Source organism: Marinobacter goseongensis (genome assembly GCF_023156235.1).
GTDB lineage: Bacteria > Pseudomonadota > Gammaproteobacteria > Pseudomonadales > Oleiphilaceae > Marinobacter > Marinobacter goseongensis.
Window position 1 is genome coordinate 26,765 of record NZ_JAKZAI010000003.1, and the last position, 12,795, is coordinate 39,559.

Here is a 12,795-nt window from a genome sequence, read left to right on the forward strand (position 1 = left end):
AAAAAGCCCGCCAGACTCCGAAAAGTGGCGGGCTTTTTTGTCGGATGACGCCTACGGTTCATCCGACCTACCTGAAGGGGTAAACCTTAGTCAGAGAAATCAGTGGGCTGATCGCCTTCCTTGATTTCTTTCATGGACAGCTTAACGCGGCCACGGTTGTCCACATCCAGCACCTTGACCAGAACTTCCTGACCTTCGCTCAGCACGTCAGTCACGTTCTCGATTCGTTGGTCGGAGATCTGGGAAATATGCACCAGACCGTCTTTGCCCGGCAGGATGTTCACAAAGGCACCGAAGTCCACAATGCGCTCAACGCGACCCTTGTAGATAGCGCCAACCTCGATCTCCGCCGTGATTTCCTTGACCCGGTTCACCGCCGCCTGGGCCGCTTCCTGGTTGTCTGCGTAGATCTTCACGTTGCCGTCGTCATCCAGATCAATGGAAGCACCGGTCTCGTCACAGATCGAACGGATCATCGAGCCGCCCTTACCGATCACGTCACGGATCTTCTCCGGATTGATCTTGATGGTGGTGATGCTCGGCGCACGGGCAGACAGCTCGGCACGTGGCTCGGAAATCACCTTGTTCATCTCGTCAAGGATGTGCAGACGCGCGGCATGGGCCTGCTCAAGTGCCAGCTCCATGATCTCGTCGGTGATACCGTTGATCTTGATATCCATTTGCAGGGCGGTCACACCCTCTTTGGTACCGGCAACCTTGAAGTCCATGTCGCCCAGGTGATCTTCATCACCCAGGATGTCGGTCAGAATCGCGAACTTGTCGCCTTCCTTGACCAGACCCATAGCAATACCGGCCACCGGCGCCTTGATCGGCACACCGGCATCCATCAGCGCGAGACTGGAACCACAAACCGACGCCATGGAGCTGGAGCCGTTGGATTCAGTGATCTCAGACACCGCACGAATCGCGTACGGGAATTCTTCCAGCGTCGGCATGACTGCCAGCACGCCACGCTTGGCCAGACGACCATGGCCCACTTCACGACGGCCCGGCGTACCCACACGGCCCGCTTCACCGACCGAGTACGGAGGGAAATTGTAGTGGAACAGGAACGGGTCCTTGCGCTCGCCTTCCAGCGCGTCAATGATCTGCACGTCGCGGGAGGTACCCAGCGTAGTGGTCACGATAGCCTGGGTCTCACCACGGGTGAACAGCGCCGAACCGTGCACGCTGGGCAGCACACCCACTTCGATCTGGATCGGGCGCACGGTCTTGGTGTCACGGCCATCGATACGCGGCTTGCCGTCAATCACCTGCTGACGCACAACCGACTTCTCGACCTTGCCGAAATACTTTTTCACGTCATCGGCAGAAGGCTGACCTTCTTCTTCACCGGCCAGCTTCTCAACCAGCGCCGACTTGATCTCGCCCAGACGCGCGTAACGCTCCATCTTGTCGCGGATACCATACGCTTCTTCAATCGCCGCAGACGCTTCCGCTTTGACCGCGCTCATCAGCTCGGTGTTTTCGACAGCCGGCTGCCAGTCCCAACGGGGCTTACCGGTTTCAGCGGCAAATTCCTTGATGGCCGTAACGGCAACCTGCATTTCCTGGTGAGCGTACAGAACAGCACCCAGCATCTGGTCTTCGGTCAGGCCCTTGGCTTCGGATTCAACCATCAGCACCGCGTCTTCAGTACCGGCAACCACCATGTCCAGCAGGGAGGATTGCAGTTCTTCGAAGGTCGGGTTCAGAAAGTAGCCACGCTCGTTGGTGTAGCCAACGCGGGAGGCGCCGATCGGGCCGTCAAACGGAATACCGGAGATGGACAGGGCCGCAGACGCCGCCAGCATCGCGGCAATATCCGGATCCTGGTTCTTGCTGGACGACATAACCGTGGTGATGACCTGAACTTCGTTCATGAAGCCGTTCGGGAACAGCGGACGAATCGGACGGTCGATCAGACGGGACGTCAGGGTTTCTTTCTCGGAAGGACGACCTTCACGCTTGAAGAAACCACCGGGGATTTTACCAACAGCGTAGGTCTTCTCGAAGTAGTTCACAGTCAGCGGGAAGAACGGCTGACCCGGCTTGGCTTCCTTGGCACCAACCACGGTACCCAGAACGGAAATGTCGTCGATGGTGACGAGCACAGAACCGGTTGCCTGACGGGCAATACGGCCGGTTTCCAGGGTGACGGTCTTGCCGCCGAGCTCAAAACTTTTTCTTACGGGATTCAGATCCACGGTAACTCCTGAAATTATCTTGTCCAAATTGACGCGGCCACTTCGCCCCTGCGAACCGACCGTTACCTCTGCAGGACAATGACATGTGATCTGAAGGCAACCCGTCTGAAAGCTAACAGGCTGTTGCAAAACCCCGGAGACTGAAACTGATTGCCCGAAGACAATTTCCCGGCCGGGCTTTTCAACAACCTGCTATCAATTTCGGCTTTCCATGACGACAGGGAATCCCCCGTTGATCACTGACACACTCGCTGCAGTTTTACTGATTTGAGAAAAGCACAACTGGCGGGGCACCCAAGGCACCCCGCCAGTTGGTGGCCAGTCAGCCCGGTAAAGGGCCACTGGCCGTCAGGTCGTTTGACGACCGGATTAGCGACGCAGACCAAGACGCTGGATGAGTTCCAGGTAACGGTCAGCGTTCTTACGCTTGAGGTAGTCCAGCAGCTTACGACGCTGGTTTACCATCCGGATCAGACCACGGCGGGAATGATGATCCTGCTTGTTGGTCTTGAAGTGATCCTGCAGCTTGTTGATGTTAGCGCTCAGCAGTGCCACCTGAACTTCAGGGGAACCGGTATCGCTATCAGCTTGCTGAAAATCCTTAACGATCTGTGCTTTCTCGTTGGCAGACAATGCCATAACTCACCTCATGGTTTGCGATGCTATTGAATACGGCCGAACCACGCATCTCTACAGCCCGGCTAACCGACGTCCGCGGCAATGCCCGCGTCAGCCGTTTTTCACCAGCCGGCGAGGCACCAGCTTGGTGACCTCCCCTTCCGGGAAAGCTTCTGCCAGCCCGACAAAGCGTTCATCGCCATACAGACGAACAAACCCTTCCTCCAACTGGTCCGATATTCTAACTGGTTGGCCGTTAATAATCGACATCAACGCCGGCCCGCTCAGTGCCCGCTCCGGGAACATCGAAAGCGCCGCATCCGGTGCCACCAGCAAACCGTCCAGACTCTCGTCGCGCTCACGCATGGCTTCGAGCCGGTCCACAGGCACGGCATCCGCGAGCGTAAAGCCCGATGCCATGGTGCGGCGCAAGGCAATGACATGGGCACCGCACCCGAGCGCTTCACCGATGTCCTCCACCAGCGAGCGAATGTACGTACCCTTGGTGCAGCTGACGGCAATATCCAGCTCATCTTCGCGAACATCCAACAAGGTCAGTTCGTAGATGGTCACCGGGCGCGCCGGACGCTCGATCTCGATGCCCTCGCGGGCGTATTCGTAGAGCGGGCGCCCCTTGTGCTTGAGCGCCGAGTACATCGAGGGCACCTGCTGGATGGCTCCGCGGAAACGGTCGAGAACCGGCTCCAGGGCCGCGGCATCGAGGCCGGCCGGAACCGGCTTTTGCTCAACCACGGCGCCTTCGCTGTCCCCGGTCTCCGTACGCACACCCAACCTGGCCGTGGCGATGTAGGCCTTGTCACTGTCCAGCATCATCTGGGAAAACTTGGTCGCCTCCCCGAAGCACAGCGGGAGCACCCCGGTCGCCAGCGGGTCCAACGCGCCAGTGTGGCCCGCCTTGGCCGCCCCGAACAGGCGCTTTACCTGCTGCAGAATGCCATTGGAGGTAACATCCTGCGGCTTGTCGATGACCAGGATACCGTTGACATCACGGCCTTTGCGTCGGCGACTCAAGCGTCTCGCTCCGGATCGTCCGTGGCGTCGTCTTCCCGGGACACCGCCGGCTTGTCGTTAACGGCTTCACGGATCAGGTTATCCATCCGGCGACTGTAGCCCTGCAGGGTATCGAAATGGAAGCGCAACTGCGGCATCACCCGCAGCTTCATCGCCCGCCCCACCTGGCCACGCAGGAATCCGGACGCTTTGTTCAGCGCCCCCAGGGATGCCTTGACCTCGGGAGACTCCTCGGTCAGCTCCTCGGTCGACAGCAGCGACACGTAGATATCGGCATACCCCAGATCGCGGCTCACCTTAACGGCATTCACGGTGACCATGCCGACCCGCGGGTCTTTGACCTCCCGCTGGATCAGCTGGGCCAGTTCACGCTGCATCTGATCGCCGATGCGATCAACACGACTGAACTCTCTAGGCATCAGACTTCCTTTAGGTTCAGAGGCATCACGCGCCGGTGGACTCGAGCTTGCGCTCGACTCTGACGCGATCGAACACTTCGATCTGGTCACCGACCTTGACGTCGTAGCCCTTGACGCCGATACCACACTCCATGCCGTTGCGGACCTCCGGTACGTCATCCTTGAAGCGACGCAGGGATTCCAGCTCGCCCTCGAAGATAACCACGTTGTCACGCAGGACACGGATCGGCTTGTTACGGTACACGTTGCCCTCGATCACCATGCAGCCAGCTACCTGACCGAACTTCGGTGAGCGGAACACGTCACGCACATCGGCAATGCCCACGATGTCTTCGCGGAATTCCGGTGCCAGCATGCCGGTCAGGGCCGCTTTCACGTCATCAATCAGGTTGTAGATGATGCTGTAATAGTGAAGATCCAGACCTTCCTGCTCCACCAGACGCTTCGATGCGGTATCCGCACGAACGTTGAAGCCGAAGATGACCGCGTTGGTTGCCATGGCCAGGCTCACATCCGTCTCGGCAATACCACCGACACCGGAGGATACGATCTTGACCTGGACCTCGTCGTTGCCCAGATCCTGAAGCGCCTTGATGATGGCTTCCAGGGAACCACGAACATCGGTTTTCAGGACCACGTTGAGGGTTTTCACCTCGTCCTTGCCCATGTTCTCAAACAGGTTCTCGAGCTTGGCCGCCTGCTGACGCTGCAAGCGCTGCTCGCGCTCACGGGTCTGACGGAACTCCGCCAGCTCTTTCGCCTTGCGCTCGTCCGCAACCGCGAAGAACTCGTCACCGGCATCCGGCGTGCCGTTCAGGCCAAGAATCTCCACTGGAATGGACGGACCAGCTTCCTTACTGGGCTTGCCCGCTTCGTCCGTCATGGCGCGCACCTTACCGAAGTAGGAACCCGCGACCACCATGTCACCCTGACGCAGCGTGCCGTTCTGTACCAGCACGGTGGCTACTGAGCCACGGCCACGTTCCAGGCTGGACTCGACCACCACACCCTTCGCCGGGGCGTCCGGAGAGGCCTCGAGCTCGAGGATTTCGGCCTGCAACACCAGCGCTTCCAGCAGGTTGTCGATACCTTCACCGGTGTGCGCGGAGACCGGCACGAACTGAACGTCACCGCCCCAGTCTTCCGGAATGACTTCCAGCGCCGCCAGTTCGTTCTTGATGCGGTCAGGATCGGCTTCTTCTTTGTCCATCTTGTTGATGGCCACCACGATCGGCACACCGGCGGAACGGGCATGTTGCACCGCTTCCTTGGTCTGCGGCATCACGCCGTCGTCAGCAGCAACCACCAGCACCACAATATCGGTGCACTGGGCGCCACGGGCGCGCATCGCGGTGAATGCCGCGTGGCCCGGGGTATCGAGGAACGACACCATGCCGTGATCGGTTTCCACGTGATAGGCACCGATGTGCTGGGTAATGCCACCGGACTCACCGGAAGCCACCTTGGTGCGACGGATGTAATCCAGCAACGAGGTTTTACCGTGGTCAACGTGACCCATCACACTGACGACCGGAGCGCGCTTGGCCTTCTCCTTGCCCTCGAAGGAGAATTCGCTCAGAACCTCCTCCTCGAACGCATCCTCGCTGACCAGCTTCGGGGTATGCCCCAGCTCTTCGGTCACCAGAACGGCGGTTTCCTGGTCCAGTGCCTGGTTGATGGTGGCCATGACGCCCATACCCATCAGTGTCTTGATTACGTCTGCCGACTTGACTGCCATTCTCTGGGCAAGGTCGCCAACCGTAATGGTCTCGGGAATCTGTACTTCTCTAACCATTGGTTTGGTCGGTCTCTCAAAGGCGTGGCGTTTCTCTTTCGGTTTCTTCTTCGCACGCAGCGGCTTGCGCAGCGTGGTGTCTTCCTCGTCCTCGCTGATGATCAGCGGTTCGTCAACCGGGCGGCTGCGGGGTCCGCGATGGCCCGCCGACTTTTTCTTCGGCTTACCCTCGTCCGGCTCATCACCGCGCTCACGCACTTTTTCTTTCTTTTTCTTCGGCTTGCGGTCTTTGCCCTCGCCCTCTTCAGGCGGCGGAATCGGCATATCTTCCGGAGCCGGAATCGTGACCTCTTCCTCTTTCTTCGCGGCCTTGGCTGCGGGCTTCTCTTCCGCCGGCGCCTGGTCGGCGACCGTTTCTTCTGCTGGAGAGGTCGCCTGCGTTTCCGCCTGCGGTGCCTGCTCCGCGGTCACCTGCGGCGCTTCTTCAGCCACCGGTTGCGTCGACGGAGTCTCAACGGCTGCTTCTTCCGCTTTAGCCGCGTCGGCTTCCGGGGCCAGTTCAGCACGCTTGATGTACGTGCGGCGCTTACGAACTTCTACGTTTACGGTTTTGGCGCGGCCAGCTTTCAGAGTGGTGGTGGTTTTACGCTTCAGAGTAATCTTGTTGGGCTCTGCGTTTGTATCACCGTGATTCTTTCTCAGATAAGCCAGCAACTGCTGCTTCTCATCGCTAGAGACAGCATCGTTCTCGGAACGGGCTTTCAGCCCGGCCTCAACGATCTGCTTCAGCAAACGATCCACGGGAGCGCCTACGTCTGCGGCCAGTTGTTTTACCGTTACTTCAGCCATACAGGTCCTCCTCCCGAATTAAGCCTGGTCTTCAAACCAGGGGGCGCGCGCAGTCATAATCAATTGGCCTGCGCGCTCTTCATCCATACCTTCAATTTCGAGCAGATCATCAACTGACTGCTCGGCGAGATCTTCCATGGTACGAACACCGATACCCGCCAACTTGAAGGCGAGACTGCGGTCCATACCGTCCATGCTGAGAAGATCTTCCGCGGGCTCCGAGCCTTCAAGCGCCTCTTCGCTGGCCAGGGCCTGATTCAACAGGACATCCTTGGCACGGCGGCGCAACTCGGTGACGGTGTCTTCGTCGAACCCGTCGATGGCCAGCATTTCTTCCATGGGGACGTACGCCACTTCCTCAATGGACGTAAACCCTTCTTCGATCAGTACGCCGGCAAACTCCTCATCCACATCCAGATTGCTGGTAAAATGCTCGAGCAGGCGGTTGTATTCCTGCTCCTGACGCTCACCCGCTTCCTCTTCCGTCATTACGTTCAGAGTCCAGCCGGTCAGCTCGGTGGCCAGGCGCACATTCTGGCCATTTCGGCCGATGGCCTGGGCCAGATTATCTTCCGCTACGGCCACTTCCATGGTGTGACCGTCTTCGTCCATCACGATGGAGGCGACTTCGGCGGGTGCCATGGCGTTGATCACCAGCTGCGCGGGATTGTCGTCCCACAGCACGATATCAACCCGTTCACCGCCCAGTTCGTTGGACACGGCCTGTACACGGGAGCCCCGCATACCGACACAGGCGCCCACCGGATCAATACGGCGGTCGTTGGTTTTCACCGCGATCTTGGCCCGGGAGCCCGGATCCCGGGCAGCGCCACGAATCTCGATCAGCTCCTCGGCGATTTCAGGTACTTCGATACGGAACAGTTCGATCAGCATCTGCGCATCGGTGCGGCTGAGAATCAGCTGCGGACCACGGTGATCGGTCCGGATCTCCAGCAACAGGGAGCGAACGCGATCGCCCATGCGGAAGGTCTCGCGTGCAATCAGATGCTCGCGGGGTAGCAGCGCTTCGGCGTTGGCGCCGAGATCCACAATCACGTTGTCACGGGTCACTTTCTTGACCGTTCCGGATACCAGCTCGCCCACGCGATCACGGTAGCTGTCCACGATCTTGGTGCGCTCGGCTTCGCGAACCTTCTGGAAAATGATCTGCTTCGCGGCCTGCGCACCGATACGACCGAAGGCTACCGATTCGGTTTTCTCTTCGTGGATATCACCAGGCTTCAGCGCGGTGTCAATTTCTTCCGCCTCCTGCAGTGTCAGCTCGGTGCCCAGCGCCGGTACCGCATCATTGTCCACCACCAGCCAGCGGCGGAAGGTTTCGTATTCGCCGGTGCGACGATCAATGGAGACCCGGATATCAGCCTCTTCGTCGTCGTAGCGTTTTTTGGCAGCGGTGGCGAGCGCCAGCTCGATTGCTTCAAAAATCACATCTTTCTCGACACCTTTTTCGTTCGAGACGGATTCGACCACCAGCAAGATCTCTTTACTCATTGGATTGCCCTGCCCTTAAAAATAAACTTTGCATCCACCGACTTACTCAAAAACCGGAACGATGTTGGCTTTCTCGATACTGTCGAACGGCAACAGATACTCGTGGTCGTCAACCACGATCACCACGTCGTCACCCTCCACGCCCTTGATCAGGCCCTGAAATTTGCGACGCCCCTCAAAAGCCATTCGCAGCTTCAACTGAACCTTGTGCCCGGCAAACGCCTGGTACTGTTCGGGGCGAAACAGCGGCCGGTCCATGCCCGGAGATGACACCTCCAGGGTATATTCCGTCTGGATGGGGTCTTCCACATCCATCACGCCGCTGGCTTGCCGACTGACCTTTTCACAGTCGTCTACGCCGATGCCGTTTTCCGCATCGTCGATAAAGATTCGTAGCAGGGATTCATGGCCCCGGGCGCGAAATTCAATACCCCAGAACTCGTACCCCAGGCCTTCAACCACCGGCCTCAGTATGTCTTCCAGTTGCTTTAGCTTGGCTGACAAGGTTTCGCTGTCTCCATCTCTTGATTTTCAGAACCCGAATACGTTTCGACGTCCATAAATTTCCGAACCCCGAAAACAAAAAAAGGGCTGTTTATCAGCCCTCTTTATGCACCAGGACCTGATGCGCCAGGCCCCTTAATCAAAAAGCCCCTAACGAGTGGGGCCTTTTGTTGCAAGAACTCACAGGAAACATACCCATCCAGACCGCTTCCTGCTGACAGACACCTGGCCTGTCTGGAGCCGCTTCGATAACCCGAAGCCTGCCCCAATGTCCGCCGGAGTATAGAGACGCCGGCAAGACTGGTCAAGGACTGACCAAAAAAAACGGCCTGGGAAATCCAAGCCGTTTTTCTTCAATATGGTGCCCAAGGCCGGACTCGAACCGGCACGGCTTTCGCCACTACCCCCTCAAGATAGCGTGTCTACCAGTTCCACCACTTGGGCAACAACCTTACTCGAGTTCGGGAAGTTCATCTGAGGGCTCCCCGCTCTCGCTTTCACTTTGCTCAACATCGGCAGGGGCAGAGGAGCGGGGAGACTCCTGAACGACCGGAATACCGGCCTGTCCAGCGACTTCCGCACGCTGCTTGGCGAAGATTGCCAGTGAAAAACTCGTCACAAAAAACACAACCGCCAAAAACGTGGTCATGCGCGTCAGGAAGCTACCGCTACCCTGACTACCGAATACTGTCTGTGAGGCACCGCCGCCAAAGGCCGCGCCGGCATCAGCGCCCTTGCCCTGCTGGATCAGCACCAGACCCACCAGCGCCACGGCGATAACCACGTGCACAACGACTACCAGTGTTTCTACCCAATCCATAAAGACTCTCTAATGACTCTTGCTAATGGCTTTTACAAACCTTTAACGTTCAGGACCCGCCGGCATAGCCTGGCAGATACTCATGAAATCTGTTGCAACCAACGATGCCCCGCCGATCAACCCGCCGTCAATATCCGGCTCGGCAAAAAGCGCGGCTGCATTATCCGCTTTTACACTGCCGCCGTAAAGCAGGGAAATGGCTTCGGCTGGCGCACCCATGTCGCTCAGAACGCTCCGGATAGACTGATGCATGGCCTGGGCGTCACTGGATGTAGCGGTTTTTCCCGTGCCGATGGCCCAGACGGGCTCATACGCCACCACAATCTTCTGCCACTCGCTACCCGACACATTGCCCAAACCCTTGCGGACCTGCGTGGCGACAACCTCTTCGGCCTGCCCCGCCTCACGCTCAGCCAGCGTCTCGCCGACACACACAATGGCGACAACCCCTTGCGACAACAGCTGTGTTACTTTTTCCGCAACCACAGCGTCTGTTTCAGCGAACAGTTGTCTGCGTTCAGAGTGTCCTACCAGCGCGTAGCGGCACCCGCAGTCTCTGGCCATCGCCGCTGACACCTCACCGGTGTAGGCTCCGGAATCCCAACGGGCCACGTTCTGCACGCCGACTGCAATCTGCGCACCCGCCAGAGACGTCACATCCCCGATATACAGGGCGGGAGGAATAATAACAGCCTCCACACCATTATCAAGCGACGGCAACTCTGACCGGACATAGCCCACCAGGTTTTCCACCAGGCCTCTCGACCCGTTCATTTTCCAGTTTCCGGCTACGATCTTACGGCGCATAACAGCCCCCATATGCAAGGGAGGGCGCACTATACAGCAGTCCACCCGACCAGACAACACTCCCGCGCCAGTTACTCAGCTGCGGGAGTTCTCGACAACTGCCGCCAGCTCTTCCGCTATGCGGTTGATTTCGGACGCATCCTGCCCTTCCGTCATGACCCGGATCAGCGGCTCCGTGCCAGAGGCCCGCAGCAACACCCGACCAGTCTTCCCGAGGTGCGACTCCGCTTTGTGCACGGCGCTGACAATGTCTTCCCGTGACAACGGATCGAAGCGTTTGGCGACCCGCACATTGATCATCGTCTGCGGCAACTTGCTCATGCCCTTACGGACCTCGGCGAGAGTCTTGCCCGTGCGCCGCACCGAGAGCAACACCTGCAGCGCGGACACAATGCCGTCGCCAGTAGATGTGCAGTCCCGGATCACCATATGGCCAGAACCCTCGCCGCCGAGCAACCAGCCATTTTGCAACAGCCGCTCCATGACGTAGCGATCCCCCACCTTGGCGCGCTCGAAATCAATGCCCTGCTCCCGCAGAGCCAGTTCCACTCCCAGGTTGGTCATCAGGGTGCCGACCACGCCACCATTCAGAGTGCCGGCGGCATGGCGCTGGGTGGCAATAACGAAGAGCAGCTCATCGCCGTCCACTTCTGTACCATCGCCGTCTACCATGAGCACGCGATCCCCGTCACCGTCAAAGGCAATACCCAGGTCGGCTTTCTTTTCCAGCACCGTTTGCTTGAGCGCGTCCAGATGGGTAGACCCGACATCCTTGTTGATATTCAGCCCGTCCGGGTCGGCCCCAATTGTCGACACCTTCGCACCCAACTCACGAAACACCTTCGGGGCAACGTGGTAGGTGGCGCCGTGAGCACAATCAAGGACGATATGGAGGCCCTCGAGAGTGAACTCGTTGGGCACCGTACTCTTACAGAATTCCACGTACCGGCCCGGCGCGTCGTCCACCCGCGACGCCTTACCCAGATCTGACGACTCACACACCCGGATAGGCTCGTCCAACCAGCGCTCAATCTCCGACTCCAGGGCATCGTCGAGCTTGGTGCCGTTGGCGGAGAAAAACTTGATGCCGTTGTCATAATGGGGGTTGTGGGAGGCGCTGATCACAATGCCCGCTGATGCACGAAAGGTACGGGTGAGGTAGGCGATGGCCGGCGTGGGCATCGGCCCGAGCAGCTTCACATCCACGCCCGCCGCGGATAAACCTGCCTCCAGCGCGGATTCGAACATGTAGCCGGAGATCCGCGTGTCCTTGCCGATCAACACACTGTTGCGCTGACCGGCACGCTTGAAGGCCTGACCGGCCGCCCAACCCAGATGCAGCATGAATTCGGGGGTAATAGGGTGCTCACCCACACGGCCTCGGATGCCGTCTGTGCCAAAATATTTTCTGTCGGTCATCGACCTGCCTCCTTCATCGCCGCCACCACACGGACAGCGTCTGCGGTTTCCCTGACGTCGTGGGCGCGAATAATCGATGCACCCTTCATAGCCGCTATTGTCGCGGCAGCAAGACTTGCGGGCAACCGTTCATTCACGTCATGCCCGGTGATTTGGCCCAGCATGCTTTTTCGGGAAATCCCCACCAGCAGCGGATGACCCAGTATGTGCAGCTGCTCCAGCGACGCCAGCAACTCGATATTGTGCTCGAGGCGCTTGCCGAACCCGAAGCCCGGATCCAGGATGATGTGCTCAGACCGAACTCCGGCCGCTTCGACCACGCGCATGCGCTCGGTCAGGAAAGAACTGACGTCGCGGCGCACGTTCCGGTAGGCGGGATTGTCCTGCATGGAGTCCGGCTCGCCCTGAATGTGCATCAGACACACGGGAATATCGGCTGCGGCGGCGGCCTCCGGCGCACCGGCGCGCTGCAACGCCCGCACATCGTTGATCATACCGGCGCCCAACCTCGCGGCCTCTGCCATCACCTCAGGCGCGCTGGTGTCGACTGAGATAATGGTATCCAGCTCGCGGGCAATCGCCTCGACGACCGGGCAGACCCGGTCGAGCTCCTCGGCCACGGACACCGGTTGCGCTCCCGGCCGGGTGGACTCGCCACCCACATCGATAAAGGTTGCACCATCAACCACCATTTCACGGGCACGGGCCAGCGCGGCATCCGGCGCGTTGAACTTACCGCCGTCGGAAAAGGAGTCCGGGGTGACATTGAGTATGCCCATCACGTAGCAACGGGACATGGTCAGCATCCGACCGGCAAAGTTGATCTCCATAGCCAACCCTTGTGAATCTGCACAAATACAAACGCCGCCCCTG

Annotated in this window: 11 protein-coding genes and 1 tRNA gene; all 12 read right to left on the reverse strand. The window is 59.0% G+C overall.

Translation table 11 applies throughout. The annotated features are described in order from the left end of the window. Positions 1-86 precede the first annotated feature (86 nt). The 12 genes from pnp to folP all read right to left on the reverse strand — a co-directional run bounded on the left by pnp (position 87) and on the right by folP (position 12,752). Positions 87-2,201 (reverse strand): polyribonucleotide nucleotidyltransferase, encoded by a 2,115-nt coding sequence (gene pnp, locus MLC70_RS02025; protein ID WP_248181709.1) that lies wholly within the window; start codon positions 2,199-2,201, stop codon positions 87-89. 375 nt (positions 2,202-2,576) lie between these two features. After that, complete coding sequence (gene rpsO / locus MLC70_RS02030; protein WP_248181337.1) at positions 2,577-2,846, reverse strand: 30S ribosomal protein S15; 270 nt, start codon at positions 2,844-2,846, stop codon at positions 2,577-2,579. Between the two features lie 90 nt (positions 2,847-2,936). After that, a complete protein-coding gene (gene truB / locus MLC70_RS02035) occupies positions 2,937-3,857 on the reverse strand; it encodes a tRNA pseudouridine(55) synthase TruB (protein WP_248181338.1) in 921 nt (306 codons plus the stop codon). After that, positions 3,854-4,276 carry a 30S ribosome-binding factor RbfA gene (gene rbfA / locus MLC70_RS02040; RefSeq protein ID WP_248181340.1) on the reverse strand — a complete coding sequence of 141 codons (423 nt, stop codon included), beginning with the start codon at positions 4,274-4,276 and terminating at the stop codon, positions 3,854-3,856. Before rbfA ends, truB begins: the two co-directional genes overlap by 4 nt. Before the next feature lie 25 nt (positions 4,277-4,301). Further along, the gene (gene infB, locus MLC70_RS02045; RefSeq protein ID WP_248181341.1) at positions 4,302-6,860 is read right to left on the reverse strand and encodes a translation initiation factor IF-2; all 2,559 of its coding nucleotides are present in this window, start codon (positions 6,858-6,860) and stop codon (positions 4,302-4,304) included. An 18-nt stretch (positions 6,861-6,878) separates the two neighbouring features. Next, positions 6,879-8,372 carry a transcription termination factor NusA gene (gene nusA / locus MLC70_RS02050; protein WP_248181343.1) on the reverse strand — a complete coding sequence of 498 codons (1,494 nt, stop codon included), beginning with the start codon at positions 8,370-8,372 and terminating at the stop codon, positions 6,879-6,881. Between the two features lie 42 nt (positions 8,373-8,414). Next, complete coding sequence (gene rimP, locus MLC70_RS02055; RefSeq protein WP_248181344.1) at positions 8,415-8,876, reverse strand: ribosome maturation factor RimP; 462 nt, start codon at positions 8,874-8,876, stop codon at positions 8,415-8,417. Positions 8,877-9,235: 359 nt separating this feature from the next. Then, positions 9,236-9,320, reverse strand: a tRNA-Leu gene (locus tag MLC70_RS02060). Between the two features lie 7 nt (positions 9,321-9,327). Then, positions 9,328-9,696 carry a preprotein translocase subunit SecG gene (gene secG, locus MLC70_RS02065; RefSeq protein ID WP_248181345.1) on the reverse strand — a complete coding sequence of 123 codons (369 nt, stop codon included), beginning with the start codon at positions 9,694-9,696 and terminating at the stop codon, positions 9,328-9,330. A gap of 42 nt (positions 9,697-9,738) precedes the next feature. Further along, positions 9,739-10,503 (reverse strand): triose-phosphate isomerase, encoded by a 765-nt coding sequence (gene tpiA / locus MLC70_RS02070; protein ID WP_248181347.1) that lies wholly within the window; start codon positions 10,501-10,503, stop codon positions 9,739-9,741. A gap of 75 nt (positions 10,504-10,578) precedes the next feature. Further along, on the reverse strand, positions 10,579-11,922 hold the full coding sequence (gene glmM / locus MLC70_RS02075; RefSeq protein ID WP_248181349.1) for a phosphoglucosamine mutase: 1,344 nt from the start codon (positions 11,920-11,922) through the stop codon (positions 10,579-10,581). Continuing rightward, positions 11,919-12,752, reverse strand: coding sequence for a dihydropteroate synthase (gene folP, locus MLC70_RS02080; RefSeq protein WP_248181350.1), 834 nt, complete (start codon positions 12,750-12,752; stop codon positions 11,919-11,921). The genes glmM and folP overlap by 4 nt, the downstream gene beginning before the upstream one ends. Positions 12,753-12,795: the final 43 nt, after the last annotated feature.